This window comes from Bacillus sp. FSL L8-0099, assembly GCF_038006385.1.
GTDB classification, from domain to species: domain Bacteria; phylum Bacillota; class Bacilli; order Bacillales; family Bacillaceae_G; genus Bacillus_A; species Bacillus_A toyonensis.
This window is the reverse complement of sequence record NZ_JBBOVC010000001.1, coordinates 2,573,797-2,591,872: the sequence shown is the minus strand read 5'-3', so window position 1 is coordinate 2,591,872 and position 18,076 is coordinate 2,573,797. Positions and strand designations below refer to the sequence as shown.

General features: G+C 33.3%; 13 protein-coding genes, 2 pseudogenes and 1 riboswitch. Of the genes and pseudogenes, 3 read left to right on the top strand and 12 right to left on the bottom strand.

What is annotated here, in order from left to right:
* Positions 1-10 precede the first annotated feature (10 nt).
* Positions 11-1,150 carry an Ig-like domain-containing protein gene (locus MHH42_RS13040; RefSeq protein ID WP_016108510.1) on the top strand — a complete coding sequence of 380 codons (1,140 nt, stop codon included), beginning with the start codon at positions 11-13 and terminating at the stop codon, positions 1,148-1,150.
* Between the two features lie 611 nt (positions 1,151-1,761).
* Here the strand turns inward: MHH42_RS13040 and MHH42_RS13035 are convergent.
* The 7 genes from MHH42_RS13035 to MHH42_RS13005 all read right to left on the bottom strand — a co-directional run bounded on the left by MHH42_RS13035 (position 1,762) and on the right by MHH42_RS13005 (position 9,816).
* Positions 1,762-2,094 (bottom strand): DUF898 family protein, encoded by a 333-nt coding sequence (locus MHH42_RS13035; RefSeq protein ID WP_016108509.1) that lies wholly within the window; start codon positions 2,092-2,094, stop codon positions 1,762-1,764.
* An 801-nt stretch (positions 2,095-2,895) separates the two neighbouring features.
* Complete coding sequence (locus MHH42_RS13030; RefSeq protein ID WP_016108508.1) at positions 2,896-3,219, bottom strand: heterocycloanthracin/sonorensin family bacteriocin; 324 nt, start codon at positions 3,217-3,219, stop codon at positions 2,896-2,898.
* A gap of 651 nt (positions 3,220-3,870) precedes the next feature.
* Complete coding sequence (tenA, locus tag MHH42_RS13025; protein ID WP_000144532.1) at positions 3,871-4,560, bottom strand: thiaminase II; 690 nt, start codon at positions 4,558-4,560, stop codon at positions 3,871-3,873.
* A 127-nt stretch (positions 4,561-4,687) separates the two neighbouring features.
* Positions 4,688-4,793, bottom strand: a riboswitch (TPP riboswitch).
* A gap of 73 nt (positions 4,794-4,866) precedes the next feature.
* Positions 4,867-5,781 carry a D-alanine--D-alanine ligase gene (ddlB, locus tag MHH42_RS13020; protein ID WP_002038752.1) on the bottom strand — a complete coding sequence of 305 codons (915 nt, stop codon included), beginning with the start codon at positions 5,779-5,781 and terminating at the stop codon, positions 4,867-4,869.
* A gap of 4 nt (positions 5,782-5,785) precedes the next feature.
* Positions 5,786-7,234 carry a MocR-like pyridoxine biosynthesis transcription factor PdxR gene (pdxR, locus tag MHH42_RS13015; RefSeq protein ID WP_016108507.1) on the bottom strand — a complete coding sequence of 483 codons (1,449 nt, stop codon included), beginning with the start codon at positions 7,232-7,234 and terminating at the stop codon, positions 5,786-5,788.
* Between the two features lie 227 nt (positions 7,235-7,461).
* Entirely contained in the window at positions 7,462-8,487 is a 1,026-nt protein-coding gene (locus MHH42_RS13010) for a homoserine dehydrogenase (protein ID WP_070173229.1), read from the bottom strand.
* A gap of 87 nt (positions 8,488-8,574) precedes the next feature.
* Positions 8,575-9,816 (bottom strand): esterase/lipase family protein, encoded by a 1,242-nt coding sequence (locus MHH42_RS13005; protein WP_000517088.1) that lies wholly within the window; start codon positions 9,814-9,816, stop codon positions 8,575-8,577.
* A gap of 215 nt (positions 9,817-10,031) precedes the next feature.
* On the opposite strand from MHH42_RS13005, the pseudogene MHH42_RS13000 reads away from it, so the two are divergent.
* Positions 10,032-10,304: pseudogene (locus MHH42_RS13000) on the top strand (DUF3914 domain-containing protein); the annotation flags it as partial.
* Between the two features lie 67 nt (positions 10,305-10,371).
* On the opposite strand, the gene MHH42_RS12995 reads toward MHH42_RS13000, so the two are convergent.
* The 5 genes from MHH42_RS12995 to abc-f form a co-directional block, all read right to left on the bottom strand.
* Complete coding sequence (locus tag MHH42_RS12995; RefSeq protein ID WP_070173241.1) at positions 10,372-11,040, bottom strand: lipoprotein BA_5634 family protein; 669 nt, start codon at positions 11,038-11,040, stop codon at positions 10,372-10,374.
* A 220-nt stretch (positions 11,041-11,260) separates the two neighbouring features.
* Positions 11,261-13,192 carry an ABC transporter permease gene (locus MHH42_RS12990; RefSeq protein ID WP_070173227.1) on the bottom strand — a complete coding sequence of 644 codons (1,932 nt, stop codon included), beginning with the start codon at positions 13,190-13,192 and terminating at the stop codon, positions 11,261-11,263.
* Positions 13,167-13,937 carry an ABC transporter ATP-binding protein gene (locus MHH42_RS12985; protein WP_000404264.1) on the bottom strand — a complete coding sequence of 257 codons (771 nt, stop codon included), beginning with the start codon at positions 13,935-13,937 and terminating at the stop codon, positions 13,167-13,169. Before MHH42_RS12985 ends, MHH42_RS12990 begins: the two co-directional genes overlap by 26 nt.
* Positions 13,938-14,307: 370 nt before the next feature.
* Positions 14,308-14,901, bottom strand: coding sequence for a GNAT family N-acetyltransferase (locus MHH42_RS12980; RefSeq protein WP_070173226.1), 594 nt, complete (start codon positions 14,899-14,901; stop codon positions 14,308-14,310).
* Positions 14,902-14,919: 18 nt separating this feature from the next.
* Positions 14,920-16,548, bottom strand: coding sequence for a ribosomal protection-like ABC-F family protein (gene abc-f / locus MHH42_RS12975; RefSeq protein ID WP_070173240.1), 1,629 nt, complete (start codon positions 16,546-16,548; stop codon positions 14,920-14,922).
* Positions 16,549-17,066: 518 nt separating this feature from the next.
* Between abc-f and MHH42_RS12970 the strand changes: the two are divergent.
* Positions 17,067-18,056 (top strand): annotated as a pseudogene (locus tag MHH42_RS12970) (aldo/keto reductase family protein).
* Positions 18,057-18,076: the final 20 nt, after the last annotated feature.

Sequence of the window (18,076 nt, the reverse complement as noted above, 5' to 3'; positions counted from 1 at the left end):
GCTAACACAAATGAACACTTCCAATCAATTTAACCCTCCTATTCTGTTTATCCCAAAAGAGAAAGAATGTTACGAAAAAAGAATATCTGTCTTGGTTTCCATCAAGATAGATCCTAAGACTTTATCTCTTTGTTCAAGTTCAAGCCATCAGTTTACTGCGACAGGTACGTATTCTGACAAATCAACTAGGGACATTACAAAACTTGTAGAGTGGTACTCTAGCAATCTTTCAAGTGCAATAGTTTCAAATGAGGAAGAAACAAAAGGTTTGACTACAGCAATTAATACTGGGGAAGCTCAAATTTTTGCAAGATTAGACGGAATCATGAGCTCGGATAGTTGTCTCACGGTTACTGAACCAGTGGTTCAAATGACAAATTTAAAGGGATTCAATGATTATACGTTGGATATAAATAAAACAGTTTCTACGACTGAGACAACCAGTATGAATTGTCCTAGTAGAACTTTCGTTTTTGGTAAGGGCGTCTTACTGCTTGAGAATGATGTTGCTTCCTATGATTTCGCCAAACAACTTTGGTCACTCACTCAATATACTGTTGTGCAAATATCTCCATCAATTATCAAAGATCAATACACTACAGGTAAACAACTGGCAGCGGATTACTGGTGTGTTTGGATCGGAATTCAAGGGAATATTACTAATCTGGACGTCATGGAAATGATGCAACCAGGAGGAATCATTGATGAATTCGTCAAGATTGGTGGGATTTTTATTGTACACGATACAGATAATAATCCAATAATTGTAACATCTCCTGAAGGATTTGAGTTCATTGGGGGTAAATCTGAGTCACTAACACAATTTTCGAGGCTTGTACAAATACCTGTGTCCTTTGAGTATCTTCGAACATATTTATATATTAACTCTATCAAGAAAGAAGGTAACTCTATGGCTCTTGAAACTAACTGTGAGACTTGTACTCCTCCTGAAGGTTCCACATCGATTCTTACTGTAGATATACCAGGTGGTCTAGCTATTAATCTATTGGGAATTCATATCGAAGCTTGTCCAATCTGCGTTACAGTATTTACTGATGGATCCGATACACTTACATCTCAACAACAAGATATCACAAATAATCTTATCAAAATCGTTCAGAATTTAGTTCCAAATATTCCTGGTGCTTAAAGGGAAATAGCTTGTAATTTAATACAGGGCTTGACCAAAAAACGGTCGAGTCTTTTTTTTTCAAAAATGCTGGAGCTCCCCCTAATAGTGTGTGCTCCTCCTCAGTTTAATCTTGTAGGAAATTGAAAAGTATTTTCAAAGACGACATACCAGCGAGAATTTGTGTCTATTCTGTATAGATGTGAGCAAGTTCGTTTGCAAACTTATTAGCACTTTTTTTAATTTTTTCTATTAAAAAACTTCACTGTATCTCTTCTATTACACATCGCTCTCACTACCATTATGACGAAAATCATCACTTAAAGAAGTAATTAATAAATCGACGCTTCCTTAACGTATAAGAAATTATCTTTTCTTTTTTAAATTTTTCATATACTGTAAAATCCGTATATTGTTGGTACTATCCCATGCCATCAAGACAATATTTTAAAGCATCCTCAAAACGAAAAATTCATATCACTACAACAGTTATTTGTGAGAATTTAGTGTGTTTTGGGGAACAACCAATTTCTTAAGTTGATGGGCATGGGCTATTTATCTATATTTGCGTTTTTCATGCCATAAATAAAAATACCAGTCATTATAGACTGGTATTATAAAGCTAATGTTTTTTAATTGATAAATGTAGTATTTTTTACTTTCCAGTCTTCAAGTTTAATAAAAACCCAAAATGAGTAGATTCCTAGAGTGATAATTGATAAGAACAACCATTTTATCCAATTACCAAACAAGCCAACAGCAGAACCATTGAATTTCATACGGTGCCCGTTAACTACTGTATGATTTATTTTCCAACCGTAAACCATACATAAAGCCCAAGGATAACAAATTCCAAGGGTACAAACTGTAATAAGTACACCGAGAATATTCCAACCAATAAAGCTGAATAATCCACCATCGAAAAATGAGTGGCGACCATTTTTTAATTCAGAACCGATTTCCATAAAAAAACTCCTAACATATATATTCATAATGACAAAAACAAATTATATCACAATAAAATGATTTACAGTCTATAAATCGTAATATACAGTAAAATAAAAATATCTTGTAGAAACAAAAAACCTTATTCCATGTTCTCAATTTTGTATACTAGAGCAGTGCATTTTATACATACAGTTACGTAGTTTTGTTACGTTCCAAAATTAATCAATAGTAATAAAAATAGATTATTAAATTTGTTAATCCGAATAAATACATTTTAAAATTACGCTCATTTCCATCAATCATACTGACTTTCACAAAGTTCATATCAATTAAGAGGATGAGTAGAAACTCAGATATAACAGCAAAAGATCGTAAAAGATGCGGGGAGAAAAGATTATGTATTGGATTTTTTAAAATTCTTTTTGGATCAGGATGTTTACTCCAGAAACGTAAATATTTTAATTGGTTTTGTTCTTATTGGAAGTGGATTGTTAGTCTTGGTTGTAAAAGTGTATAAGGTTGTAAGAATTTATTTGTGATTAAGTTTAATTATGTAAGAAATATGAAAAGAGAAAGAAGGGCTGATAGCAGCTCTTCTTTTTGGTTCTGGTGCAATAAATCTACTTACGAAAGTCAAAGATTGCGTCAAGGGTATTGAACATAAAAAACATTCGATTTTTGATTTGAAATAAAGTCACAATGTTTATAAAAGGTTGGATAAATTATTTCTCTAAATTAAAAGATGCTACGTCTGTTTTGATTTATCTCTTTTATAAAATTGTATAACGCTTTACAAAGTAGATTCCTTTTTTCTCTTATCAATATTCATATGTTACAATAGTACCAGTAGTATCAGTGGTACCATTAAAACCATTAAAACAATTAGAACAACCACCACAACCGCCACAGCCACCACAACCAAAACAACCAAAGCAACCAATACAACGGAATCCACCACAACGGAATCCACCACCACCACAACGACCGCCACAACCGCCACAACGACCGCAACCGCCACAGCGACGAGCAGCATCTTCAAAATAGTAGTATGGATATTGGTTTTGCTGGTCCCAATACACAATATTTCCAGACTGGTAATTATTAAGGCTTAACGCTTGTAGTTCTTGTTGAAACTTATTCATTTTCATGACCTCCGTTTATAAACTTTAACCTCATCGATGCTTTCCTATATTTCTGTTCGTTAAATCTAAGTAGAAATAGCGGTATAAACTAAGTTCAATGCGTACACCTTTAAAATATGACCTATCACTAGACAATGCACCTTGTTCATATACCTATTTTTACTATGGGCTCATTTTTATAAATAGAAATTATAAAATGTGAATTCTTGCGTCATATCTTCATGCTTACTAAGTTCAATTCATTTCTCAATAACCATGATGCCGTATCCTATGTATTCCCGTATGCCGCTTAGATTTTTCTGTACTGTAAATGCCTCTCGTTATAACACTTCCATATACTTTCTGAGAGCACCTTCAGATATTCCTAACTTTTTTATATACTTCACTAGCCGAATAATCGATCTAGTCCGTCGTAGCGTCAAAACACCTACTAGTGACAGGATTCAATGACGGTTAAGAAATTCCTACAAAAAAAAGCCCTGATTAGGACTTTTCATTCTACTTTTCCAGCAAGCTCTCCATGAAATTGCTAATTGAAGAAAATTGAAAAAAAGACGCACTTAGATTGATACGTTTTTTTTGCGATACCCCTTTTTTGAAATCATATAAAGAGGTATTATCCATACATATGTATAACAATACCTCTACTCTTTATCCAATTACATCTTTTACTTCTGTATCCACTGGCCATTTTTCTAATGTATAAGCCATTTCCCAAAATGAATATTCATATTGACTACTAATAATGAAATGCTGTTTCATACGCTTCCGATCAGACTCTGTCACTTGTTCAGCGATAGTATCTAATCGTGTAATTTGCTCTTCAACTAAAGTACGGAACCAATCAGATCCATAAGCAGAAATCCACTCTTTATAAATCGGCTCTTCTGGCTGACATTCTTTTAAACGTTCACCAATTTCATAATATAGCCAGTAGCAAGGTAAAATTGCTGCGATAATATCCCCTAAATGCCCTTCATACGCCGCACGGTACATATGTGAAGTATACGCATATGCAGTTGGGGCAGGGATAAAATGACCTTTTTCTTCTTCCGTAATTCCTAATTTCTTTGCGAAATTCTCATGTAATGATAATTCTGCCTCGTATGTATTTTGAGCATGGTGTGCCATGCGAGCTGTCGTTTCTAATTCAAGAGCCTTTGCAGCTCCTAAAGTTTGTACTCTAGCAAAATGACTTAAATAATATGAATCTTGAAGTACGTAATAACGAAAACTTGCCAAATCTAACGTACCTTCACCAAGTTTTTTTACAAAAGGATGATGAAAACTTGCCTCCCAAATAGAATCTACTTCTTTACGTAATGTTTGTGAAAAAGTCATTTAAATTCCTCCAATAATGTATAAAATATATGTATTTATCCACAGTTATTAAATCTGTAAAACAAAAAAAACTTTCTTTACAGGCGTAAAGAAAGTGAAATAGACAATATTAATGTATTCTTTAAATATAATCGTCTTCCCACTTCCCTACGCTGGTATTAACCAGATCAGGTACTAAGAGTCTCAAAATTATGTTTGATCTCAGCCTACAAAAGGCCCCCCTAGTGGATAAATATTTAGTTGTCGTATTGTAATTATCATAGCATACTTCGTGGAACTATCAAAAGTTTTAATTGTATAATTATCTTAAAAACCTTCTTCTTTCCTCACTCTTAATGAAGTTTCAATTATCATATCTAATAGTTTACTATAATTAATCCCCGCGGCATCTGCACTTTTTGGCAGTAAACTTGATTGGGTCATCCCTGGTAATGTATTAACCTCCATTACATATGGAATTCCGTCCTTCACCATCATATCAACCCTTGCATAAACACTACATTTTAATGCTTTATAACAAGCCAATGACGCTTTATTTACACGTTCCTTAATTTCAGTTGGAAGTTCAATAACTTCTTCAATTGTACTAACATCATCGTATTTTGCATTGTAGTCAAAAAACTCAGCTGCATGTCGAATTGAAACGATAGGTAAATGTTTACCATCAAAAATTGAACAAGTAATCTCGTCACCTTTTATATACTTCTCAATTACTACTTCAGAATCCCATTCGAATACAGTTTCCAGCATTGAGATCAATTCATTTTTATCATTGACGATCTTTACGCCAACACTCGAGCCGCCAGAGTTTGGTTTTACCACTAACGGAAATCCTAACTTATCTAAATCATCAAGCTTTAGATCCGCCATTTTTGTAAGTTCAATCCAATCTGGTGTTTCTACTCCTTCATAACGCAAAATCTTTTTCGAAATATTTTTATCCATACATATACCGCTAGATAACATATTGCTGCCACTATATGGAATACCTAAACTCTCAAGCGTCCCTTGAACCGTACCATCTTCTCCGTATTTTCCGTGTAATGCTAGCAATGCAAAATCAATGTCTTTCGCTTTTTCAATTAAATCCATTTTTTCATTTAACGTAATTGGAACGATTTCATACTTATTTTTATCTAAATGTGCAATCATTTCATTTCCAGTCATAATTGATACTTGTTTTTCAGAGGATACTCCTCCCATAATAACGCCAATTCTCATTTTCTCAACTCCAAGTTTCATTTTTTAAAGTTTCACCAATTATTTGAATCCCACTAACTATTTCTTTCTCCTTCAAACGTGAAAAACCTAAGCGGAATGTATTCGCTCCCCCTCCATCAGAATAAAAAACATCTCCAGGAGAAAACGTTACACCTTTCTCATAACACTTTTGTAAAAGTGTGCGAGCGTGAATTTTCTCTTCCAACTCTATAAACAAATGAAGTCCGCCATCTCCAGTCATCCTTTTAAACGGAATATACTGATTGCAAGCCCCAACGGCTAACTCATATTTTTTCTTGTAAACAGATCTTGCCTTTTTTAAATATTTTTCAAAATATCCTTCATGTAAATATTGAAACAAAACAGCTTGATCTAACGTAGATGTGTGAATGGTTCTTGCTCTTTTAACACTTTCTAAATAATGAATCAGTTCTTTATCGGCAATAATCCACCCTACACGTAAACCAGGGAAAAGTACCTTCGAAAAGCTACTAATATAAATCACATTATTACCAGCCCCAGCAAAAGTTAATAGTGGCGATAAATGTGAACCTGAATAACGTAATTCTTCATTAAATCCGTCCTCTATAATAGGAACCTTATATTTCGAAAATAACCTCATCAATTCCGTTCTTTTCTCCGAACTTGTAACAATACCAGTTGGATTATGATAAGAAGGAATTAAATACGCAAAATCAAAATCCTTTTCACGTAAACTTTTTTCTACTTGAGTCGTATCAATACCATCATCATTTATATCTATCCCATGAACTTCAAGTCCATGTAAGCGAAAAAGTTTCAATGCAGCATGGTGAGTTGGATTCTCACAAATCACACGCCCTGATTTTTTTGCTAAGGAAGATAGTACAATATCTAATCCTTCTGTAAATCCATTTGTAATTAAAATATCTTTGTTCGAAATATCTACACCTTTCATTTCCATGTAATGAAGTAGATATTTCATTAACGGACGGTAACCTTTTGCATATCCGTAGTTCAATACGATATCCCCTTCAATGGACATACGAGTAAGAAAAGCTCTTTTGAAATTTTCAACATCAAATAGCTTTTCGTCCGGGGCTATACTATTAAAAACAACCATTCCTTTTTCCCAGCGAACTCCATGCTTCATTAAGTCTAATTCATCCGCTAATGTGGTAACTGTATTAAGTTTATTTTTCCAATCTATTTCAACAGACGAGGTGTTAGATATATCCACCTTCGCAACGAAATTCCCTTTTCCTTTTACTGCATAAATGAGTCCTTCTTGTTCTAAATCCGCATAAGCAGAGAGTACTGTATTTCTGCTCACTGATAATAATTCACTCAGTTCCCTTGTTGATGGGATCTTTTGATCACCGAGCAAATGCCCTTTCATAATCATCTTTTTAAAATAATCCTTTAATTGAATATAAACGGGACGATCTTTTACAACTTTAAAATCTTTAAACAATTTCTTACCCCCTGCAATTATTTTTGCATATTTATTTCATTCTCAAAAGGTCCACTACATATGTATTTTTTATTAACAGCGGTACGGTCTTATAAAGTGAAACTTTAATCCGTGGGAATTTTATTCATCCCCCACCGATTTTTAGCCCAAATCGGACATATATGGGCAAAAAGGCTCCCACCTAACTTTTTTTCTCCATCCGAATTTTGAAGGTGTGAGTTTTACTTCTATAAATCTCTACGATATAAGTTAATTACATCTTTTAAAGCAGCTGCTGCGGCTCCGCGTGGATTAGAAGCTCCACCAATTGTAGTAACTTGTCCCATTGTATCTGTAAAGAATGTTATTCCTTTTTCAGTTCCATTTACTTTTGCTAGTGGATGGTCTTTTTCTATTTCAAGCGGTTCTACATTAAGATTCACTTTACCATCCATATCCTTATATGCTGAAGCTATTAATTTAATATAATTGTTTTGTTCCTTAGCATGTCGAATTTGTTGTTTTGTAACATTTTCGATTCCTTTTATATGCATATCAGTAAGCATATTCTCAACACCCATCAAGCTGTTTGCCAAAAGTAATAATTTACACGCACTATCCGAACCACTTACATCTAATATTGGGTTCGTCTCAGCAATTCCTTTATTTTGCGCTTCTTTCAGTGCTTCTTCAAACGTAACATCTTCTTCATACATTTTTGTAAGAATATAATTAGTTGTCCCGTTTAATATTCCTTCTATTTTTTCAATATTGCATCCAGCCAAACTAAATTGTCCAATATCTAATGTCGGTAGTGCTGCAGCAGTTGCGCCACTATAGCGAATTCGTACATTCGCTTCTTTTGCTGCTGCCTTTATTTCTCTCCAGTTAGTAACGAGTGCACCTTTTGAAATTGCAACAATATCCATATGTTTCTCAATCGCTTGTTTTATATATTTTTTTCCCGGATTTCCATCTTTAAGATTTGTAACTGTTGATTCTACCAATACAGTACCACTTATCCCACTTGTTGCACGGTCTTTCGGGTGATGTTCTATATACTTTTCAATTGATGCAGTACCGCAACCATACATTAATAAATGATGAATAGACAAACCTTCCTCATTATGTATTGCAATATTTCTACCTAATACGCCACTTACAACTAAATGGATTCCATATGTTTCGTATATATATAAATATTTTTCGTTTACCAATTTTATAAACTCTCTTCCTACTGTCCCGTATCCTGATAAAACAACTTGTATTTTCATAATATCCCCCCATATTTTTCTTCCATATCCCTCTTTCAATATAATATAAAGCGCTCCCGAATTCCATCGAGAGCGCTTTATTATTAACTATTGCGGTAACCGTGATAACTTTTCTGCAACTGTTCTATAAAACTCTTGAATATTAGAAAAACCTAACGTGTCTGAAACGCTTAGTCCTACCATGTCTAAATGATCCCAATTTGCTTTCGTTTCAATATGATTCCATTTACCAACCTGTAAAAACTCATTATTATTTACAGCAATACTAGTTGAAGGCGCAATCATAGAATTTGTATTTACTACACCGTCATTTTGCCACCAAGATGTATCAATTAATGGGCGATTTTCTTCAAATCTTGCATAGGAACCTAAGAAAAATGCATTCCCCATTAACACTTTGTTCATTGTAATATGAGGTAGTTGTAAACCTGTTATAGGTGCTGCTTGTGATGCATGTCCACTATACGATAAGTAATACACATCCGATTGCGTCTTTACCCAACTATTTAACTCCCTTGCTCCATCAGTACTTAAATCCCATTGACTAATATCTTTTGTATTTTCCCAAATTGAACTATTTAAAATCCGATCAGTATATTGGAAGAAGGACTCTCCAGCATTTTTTTTCATACCCCATTGGTCCAATTTAAAATCATATAATGATAAATTATTGTTTCCTCCTAAACTCGCAGCTGTAATGAGTAAATCTTTAACGAACGGCAATAGAAGACTTCCGTCCGCGAGTGTTGTGCCATTATGAGGAGTTGCTAAAGTTGTAACACTATGAACATACGATTTACCGCCTTCAAATAGTGGTGATATCTTTGCGTTCGGATGATTTTTCACATAGTCTTTTTCTTCATAACTGCCTTCTTTTAATAACTGCACTAATGTTCTTGTCGTTTGTCCACCCATGCTATGCCCAACTAAATGAACTTTATTTGTTTCACTCCAATTTGGTGCAAATCCACTATAAGTTCTACCAAAACGATTATGTCCATGTTTCTCAGCGTGTGCCGCACCATAGTCTACAATTCCACCGTTAATTTGTGCATATAATTCACATGCACGGTCCCAGTTACTAGAAACAGGACCAACAGCAGCCGTATGTACTGTATAGCCATTTCTTTTTAAATCTTCCTGTATATCATGAACACCACCCCAATATTTTACCCCTAACATTTCTTCCCTACCCCATCCAGCAAATCCATTCACTAAAATGATAGGATAATTATTTTGTTGCCTCTCTTCAGCGTAAGTTGTTTTCGCTATGAATGAACAAACAGTCACTAATGTGAAAAAACATACTTTTAAAAATAACTTTCCCATACTTTCTCCCCCTAATTAAACGCTTTCATTTTTCCGTGAAAAATATTGACACATTCAGTTTTTAACTTACACATAATGTAAAGTATTTTATATACGTTGTATATATAGAAAACATACACAAATGTTGATAAATATTAATTCAAGTAAACATTTACTTTTTACAATACAACTTGTAAATCTGATTATTTGAATTTATAATTGAATGTAGTTTCCTCAATACTATCTCTTCTACTAAACTTGAAGGTAAGAAAGCAAATGATCCTATCAAGTTCGATATTCGTTCATCTGAAAAAGAAATGAAACAGCCTGAGCATAAATTTAACGAATTAGATTTATGGAAGATGTTAAAGGATAAAGGTGTTCCATTATGGATCATCCTTGAAATGCTACAAAAGTCTCGTAAAGAAAAAGAAGCTCAAAGTAATTCGGTTCAAAACCCAAATGTGATTGAGGAAACAAACGAGACTCGATTAAATGAAGTAATGTAATCTAAAATGGCATATAACTAAAAAGAGTTCGAGGTTGATATAGTTTCTATCAACCTCGAACTCTTTTTTAAGATTTTTCTCCAATCGTTACAAACTGAAAAGATACTTCTCCTTCCAAACCTTTAATTAGCTTTTTTACTTTGACATTTTCATTAACCATTGTATTATCTGTCGACATTTTAGGCCTTTCGTCACCTAAAGATTTCTTAAATTGAAGAAGATGCATTTTCGTTTCATTTGCTTTTATTTCCTTATATACACTATTTTTTGCTACGATTACATACGATTGCGTTGGATATTTACGGTTGTTACCTATCCAAGCGTCACTATCGTATGTAACAGGAATCTCTTTTCCTTCTATTTTAATACTTTTTATAGTCTTTTCGTCTTCACTTGTAAACAGTAGCGATCCTTCTTTTGAGAATTTCGGTAACGTATCTATAATATAATCGGAGTCATTATCTCGTTTACGAAAAACTTTTTCTTTAATCAACGCTAGTGCTGTAGATTCATTTAAAATTAAGACATGTCCATTTCCAACTTCACTTTTTTTCACAGAAAACACTTCATTTTCTTTCGTAATTTCCTGATAACGATTAATAATTGGTGAAATATTATTTTCATCTCCAATAATCAATACACCGTTTGCAGGAAATGCGTTGTCCTTTTTAGAGCATGCACTAAAGCTTATCAAAAATAGTATAGTTAACATAAAAATAGTTAAAGTTCTTTTCATCACGGTTCCTTTCATAATTCATATCATTTTTTACATGCTTTTCTGTAATTTTATTAGTTAATATCCTCTATCCCGCATTAACGGGCAGTAAGACCCCCACCTCAAAATTCAGTGAGAGCAAAGAAGTTAGATGGGGGATCAACTGCCCGTAAAAGCCCGATTGGTGAAGGCTAATAATCAGCGGGGGATGAAGAAAACCCCCACTGATTAAAGTTTCACTTTATTGCTCCATAGTCTTATAAAGCTTTTGTAGGTAACGCCAACGAGTGATAAAGAAATATAAAACTTGTATACATATAAATGAAATTAAAATAACGATCGAGCTATTTAAAATAGAAAAACTGACTAATTGTTGCAGTGCCGTATACGCAACTACAGTATGAATCACCGCAACAACAATCGGTAAGAAGAACATTAATACTAACTGTCTCGTTACAACTTTTTTTAACTCTCGTTTACTTAATCCCATTTTTGAAATCATTTTATATTGTTGTTGATCACGGTCCAAATCAGTATATAATCGAAAATAAATAAAACTAGCAGCAAATGTAAAGAAAACGATTCCGACTAAAACACTTGCCATAAGTAATAAACCATTCTTTTGCTTTGCCTCCAACAAGTTTAATGTTAAAGCTTCAAAGTAGAAATCTCTGTCCCTGAGATCTTTATCGAGTATACTCTTTAATTGATTTGAAATCTCTTTCGTTTTTATCCAATCATCTACAACAAATCCATAAGTACGATGTTGAATATTTTCATCTTGTGGATTACTCGTCAGAGGAATTTCATCATACACATGATCTTGAACAGCAATATAAATACTACTAGAATCATGTGGTAAAACTAAATCCCCAACAGTTTTTTTCACACGAAATGTCTTTGTCCAATCACCTTGAATAACTTCAATATTTTTTTTATAGTCACCATTTTTAAATTCTTGTTTTTGTGACACCCTCCCAGGAATTAGTAAAATTTCATCTTCTTTTTCAATTGTTTCTTGTTGGTACCCTAGTGCTCTCGTAAGTTCGTTATATTCACTTAATTTCAATACATTTACGTTACTTTCTGTAAATTTACTTGAAGATGAAGCCATTCGGTACGGAATATTTGCATCAGAGAGATGTTTTTTTATAATAGAGAGATGTTTATCTACTAATTTGTTGTTTTCAGAGCTTTCATACAGAAATGTATATGGGTTTGTCATCCACACTAAATTCCTATTACCAAGAGCGGCTGTTGTACCTATTGCTGTAAATGCAACTGCTGAAATAATAGATACTATAAAAAACATCGTTGCATTATCTTTCATACGGTAAATCAATTCTGAAAATGTTAATATATTTGTTCTCTTTAAAAAGAAAGATTCTCTCCTTTTAGCAAGATACAATATATACACGCTACACTGTGTATATAAAAAGTACGTTCCAATAATGACTAGAAGTACACCTATTCCGAGCGTAATAAAATTAATACTTGGGATAAAGCGAAATACTGAAATATATCCATAGCCTATACTAATTAAAGAAAGTAGCGATAATAAAATAGAAAATTTTGGTTCAGGCTTTGGCTTTTCCTCTGCTTGAATAAGTTCCACAAGTTCCGTTACTTTTATCATTTTAAAAGTAACAAGCGAAACGATTAAAAATAAGAAAAGAAATGTGATGACTGTTAATAGTACGGCCTTCACTGGTATATAAAAAGGTAAGCCATTACTAATCATTAATACACTTGCACTAATCAATAATACTAGTTTAGAAAATATGAGACCGATGAAAATCCCTATACAAATTGACCCAAGTCCAATTAACATATTTTCAATTAATAATAATTTCTTTAGCTGCCTCATTGACATACCTTGCATCATTAAAATGCCAAATTCTTTCTTACGCGTTTTTAAAAATGAACTTACTGAATATAGAATAAAGAAAAATGAAAAAACAAATATCAATCCTTGCGAAACTGTAAATCCTAATGTACCAAATGCACTTATTGTTTCACTTGTCGATTTCAACTCCCCTTGTAAATCAGGATGAAATAATAAAAGGGCATACGTAAAGAAAATCATAATAGAAAATGTACAACTTAAAAAATGAGCAGCATATGTACGCTTATTACGAAAAATATTATTAAACGCGAACTGACGAAAAGTCATGCCTTTTCCCTCCTAACAAAGAAAGGACATCCATAATCTTTTGATAAAAGGCTTGCCTGCTTTCACCACAATAAATTTCATTATATAATTGACCATCTTTAATAAATATAACTCTGCTGCAAAAGCTCGCTGCATACGGATCATGTGTAACTAACATCATCGTTGCTTTTTCTTCTTTATTAAGAGTATCTAGCATCTCCATTACATCATTTGAAGATTTAGAGTCTAAATTCCCTGTTGGTTCATCTGCAAGTAATAATTGTGGTTTATGAACGATAGCACGAGCGATTGCAGTTCTTTGAGCTTGCCCCCCTGATATTTCAAACGTTCTTTTACTCAATATATCTGCAATATTTAATTTCTCTGCAATATCTTCCACTCGTTTGTTCATTTCTTGTACAGATACACCATCTAGTGTCATCGGCAATACAATGTTTTCTTTTACTGTAAGTGTGCTAAGTAAATTAAATGATTGAAAAACAAATCCTAATTGTTTCCTACGAAATAAAGCTAAACTGTCTGATGATAACTGAAAAGGATTTGTACCATTTATTAATATTTCTCCCGATGTAGGAGAATCAATAGTAGATACCATATTTAATAATGTTGTTTTCCCGCTACCTGATGGTCCCATAATTCCTACAAATTCACCTTCTTGAATTGATAAATCAATATCTACCAATGCTTTAAAAGGTATTTTCCCTTTATATACTTTACTAATACTTTTTGCATGTAAAATTTCCATTTATATTCTCCCTTCATTTCCACTGCTCACTATAAAGTGTAAATGAATTGTCTTATAGCACATATTGATTCATCTTTCATTTATCTTACACGCTTGTAAGATTTCTAAAAAAACTGATAACAAATCTATTTCCAATATATAATCAACGTATATCTATCTTATAATATTTGTATAGTGGTATGGAATACAATGCTTCTTACTTCTATTCGCTGAAACACCTTGTATTCTTTATTAGCAACATGCAATATATTATAAAGAATAACTATACAACTTTAAAACAATGAATAACAACTTATCATATAGTACGAAAAAAAGCTCAGAGTTTTAGCTCTAAGCTTTATTACTGATTTCATATGCAATATAGCTCCCTTCAAAGAGCTATATTTTTTATCCACTCTGATTTACTCAATACATAATGATTAAATAGTCGATTTTCTATCGTCTGTTGGCTCATATAAGTAAATCCGCATTTTTCAATAACTTTATTTGATGGTACATTTTTAATTAAAGCAATTGCGTTGAGGACATTTACATTTGTTTTTTTAAACAAATAGTCAATTAAGCCTTTAGTCGCTTTTGTAGCATAGCCATTATTTTGATATTCACTTGAGATAGCATACATTATCTCTCTGTTTGGTGAAGGGAGTTCTTCTTTAATACCTGTGCAGCACCATCCAATGCATTCATTTGTAGCTTGCTTAAATATTCCTAGCTTTAACATATGATTATCTATGTTATTCGTAGTTTTCACTGCCTCAAGAAATGCTTTATTTGCTGGTATTTCATCATTGATAATCCAATTAACCCTCTGTTCTTTCGTTGATTTCCAGTCTGGCAAAAATTTTTCTATTTCCGGTTGATTCGATATTTTATAAATACTCTCAGTATCTTTCATAGTAAACTCTTGTAGATATATATCTCCACAGTCTATTCTAAATAACTTAGTTGAACTCTCTGCTCCCATGTTAATCCCCCTAAATAATTATAGCGCCTTAATCTGTTTCGTAAGTTCTATAAATCGTTCATCAAGTTCTTTATATTCTTTATCATTAGAAGTTAAAAAGCTTAATTTTCCTAATACTTCTTGTCTCTCTGTTTCTAACGTTAAACGTAACTCTTCAATTCCATCTCTTGTTTTAGGAGGTTCTTCTAGCTGTTTTTGTATCGTATGATTTGAAAACACGAGTTTTGTGTTAGTTGTTTTCCCTAGAAAATATCGATCGTGAGAAACGATAACTAGTGTTCCATTATACTCCGCTAATGTATTTTCAAGCTGTTCGCGTGAAGGCAGATCAAGGTGATTTGTCGGTTCATCTAAAATGAGTACGTCTTTTTCATCTAAAATATAAACCATTAACTTACATTTCACTCGTTCTCCCATGCTCATATGTTCAATCTGCTCTTTCCATTGAGAAGCTTGGAACCCTAAATGTTTCATTAAATTTTGGACTTTCCCTCTTTCTTCAAATGAATCTTTAAAAAATAAATCTTCTGGCGTTTTATCAAGTGGTAAATCAAATACTTCTTGTGTTAAATAACCGATGTTTGCAGATGGTGAAACCCATACTTCTCCTTCCACAGTTTCCGTTCCCATAATCATCTTTAGTAATGTTGTTTTCCCACTACCGTTTGGTCCAACAATCGCAACCTTCTCACCGTGCTGAATTGTAAAATTAACGTTTTCAAATAATATTTTTCCATGAAAGTCTTTTTTTAATTGTTTTACTTCTAAAAAGCGTTTTCCTACTTTTTTACTCGCTTGAATAGAGAACTCAACTGAGTACTCCTCTTTCACACGTTCTACTTTCGTTTTCTCTAGCTCTTTTTCGAGACGTTTTCGTTTTGACTTAACTTGCGCATCCATTCGCTTCGCTTTTACACGATAAAATTCTTTAACACCTTCTTGTTTTGTAGACTGTGCGTGTGCCTTTTGTGACCATGAACTTAATTCTTTTATATGTGTTTCTACTTGTTCAATCTTTTTTTGCTGCTTTTCATATTCACGTTGTTGCGTCTGTCTTTTTTGCTCACGTGCTTTCATATAACTCGTATAATTACCGCTATGCTCAATTAATTTTTTATCCTCAATTGACCATATTTTTGTTGCGACAACATCTAAAAAATATCGATCATGCGATACAACGATAACTGTACCTTTCATATTTTTTATTTGTTTAATGAGAAATTCCGTACTCATCTCATCTAAATGATTTGTCGGTTCGTCTAATATTAAGACATTAGGATTTTTCGCAAATCCTTTCGCTAACCGAACTTTCAGCTTTTCACCACCACTTAAAGTACGAAAATCGTTCGTTGGCACGCCCCATTTTGCAAGAAGCTCTGCTTCTTTTGCAATCACATCCTTACTAATAAAAGATTCTATTTCTTGTTCAACATATGCTGTTGTCATATTCATTTGCTGCCACTCAACAATTCCTTTTGATGGCTCAATCTTCCCATTTATTAATTGAAGTAACGTTGATTTACCAGCACCATTTTTACCAATTAATCCGATTATATCCCCTTGTTTTACTACTACATTCATTTTTTCTAACAAAGTATTTTCCTTTATTTCAACATACACATCATTTAATTTTAAAAGCTCTTTCATATTACCGATCCCTTTCATAAAGGGAGAACAAAAAAATCCTCCCAAAGTAATTTTGGCAGGATTAGTCATTACATTATTTATACCCAAATAAGCTATTACGCAAATCAAATAGCAATACCGTTGAATGGAATTGGGCAGACTAATCCTATTTTTTACAAATTGAAATTTATTTAATTTCAACATTTAAAAATAAGATTAGTTAATCATCGTCCACCCATCATTCCTTTCCGTCGTTAGTAACCATATTGTACCATAATAGTACTGTATGAGTAAATGCAATTATATGTGCTTTTAAAAAGATTGCTTTTTTTTAAGGTCTATTTATCAATTCTAAACTTCATATTGAACAAGCATAAACCACATTTGTTGTACTACTTGCTTTAGATTCCCCTAACAATAAAATTCTAAACATCTCCCTCTTATATAATTTTTATATAGATTCATCATAAATCATATATTATACATACTAAATTTCAGTTCTTATAATAAAGGTATCATTTTTAAGGGGGGATTCTACAATGGAATTTAGCAAACTCGGAAACAGTGGGTTAACAGTAAGTAAGATTGCATACGGGAACTGGATAAACCATGGCGGAAAGGTAAATGAAGATACTGCAAATGATTGTGTGAAAACCGCACTAGATGTCGGAATTACAACGTTTGATACTGCTGATGTTTATTCGGACACGATAGCCGAAGAAGTACTAGGCCGGTCTTTAAAAGGCATACGGCGAGAAAGTATAGAACTATGTACAAAAGTATGTCATCCGACCGGACCTGGAAAAAATGATCGTGGATTGTCGCGGAAACATATTATTGAAAATTGTAATGCATCATTAAAACGGTTGCAGACAGACTACATTGATGTCTATTATGCACATAGATTTGATACAACAACTCCCCTTGAAGAAACGATGTTAGCTTTTGCTGATCTTGTAAGACAAGGTAAAGTCCTTTACTTAGGCGTAAGTGAGTGGACATCAGAACAAATTACCTGTGGTGCAGCACTTGCACGAGAATTGAACATTCCACTTATCGCTAGCCAACCTCAATATTCGATGTTGTGGCGAGTTATTGAAACTGATGTAATACCAACATGTCAACGTGAGGGACTTGGTCAAGTTGTTTGGTCTCCCCTTGCACAAGGTATTCTCACAGGAAAATATCAACCTGGTAAACCATTGCCGAATCAATCACGCGCTAACTCTGATGCCGGTAAACCATTTTTCCAAAAACTCGTGCAACGCTGGATGAGCGATGATGTACTCAATGCAATTCAGAAACTTAATCCCATCGCGCAAGAAACTAATCTTACCTTACCTCAACTTGCAGTTGCTTAGGTATTACAAAATCCAGCTGTTTCCTCTGCAATTATTGGTGCATCAAATCCAGAGCAAATAAGAGAAAACGTAATTGCTTCTAGCGTTAAATTACAACCTGAAATTACGGATCAAATTGATGGTGTACTAAAAGATTTCATTGAGTATGATCCGAGCAAAACAGGTTAAAACACCTTTTTGTTCTACCT

Bases quoted from the DNA above. Each gene is read 5' to 3' on its own strand.
- ddlB (WP_002038752.1), bottom strand. From the start codon at position 5,781: ATGAGAATTGGCGTTATTATGGGAGGAGTATCCTCTGAAAAACAAGTA.
- MHH42_RS13010 (WP_070173229.1), bottom strand. From the start codon at position 8,487: ATGAAAATACAAGTTGTTTTATCAGGATACGGGACAGTAGGAAGAGAG.
- MHH42_RS12995 (WP_070173241.1), bottom strand. From the start codon at position 11,040: ATGAAAAGAACTTTAACTATTTTTATGTTAACTATACTATTTTTGATA.
- tenA (WP_000144532.1), bottom strand. From the start codon at position 4,560: ATGACTTTTTCACAAACATTACGTAAAGAAGTAGATTCTATTTGGGAG.
- MHH42_RS12990 (WP_070173227.1), bottom strand. From the start codon at position 13,192: ATGACTTTTCGTCAGTTCGCGTTTAATAATATTTTTCGTAATAAGCGT.
- MHH42_RS12985 (WP_000404264.1), bottom strand. From the start codon at position 13,937: ATGGAAATTTTACATGCAAAAAGTATTAGTAAAGTATATAAAGGGAAA.
- MHH42_RS13005 (WP_000517088.1), bottom strand. From the start codon at position 9,816: ATGGGAAAGTTATTTTTAAAAGTATGTTTTTTCACATTAGTGACTGTT.
- MHH42_RS13035 (WP_016108509.1), bottom strand. From the start codon at position 2,094: ATGGAAATCGGTTCTGAATTAAAAAATGGTCGCCACTCATTTTTCGAT.
- MHH42_RS13030 (WP_016108508.1), bottom strand. From the start codon at position 3,219: ATGAATAAGTTTCAACAAGAACTACAAGCGTTAAGCCTTAATAATTAC.
- abc-f (WP_070173240.1), bottom strand. From the start codon at position 16,548: ATGAAAGAGCTTTTAAAATTAAATGATGTGTATGTTGAAATAAAGGAA.
- MHH42_RS12980 (WP_070173226.1), bottom strand. From the start codon at position 14,901: ATGGGAGCAGAGAGTTCAACTAAGTTATTTAGAATAGACTGTGGAGAT.
- MHH42_RS13040 (WP_016108510.1), top strand. From the start codon at position 11: ATGAACACTTCCAATCAATTTAACCCTCCTATTCTGTTTATCCCAAAA.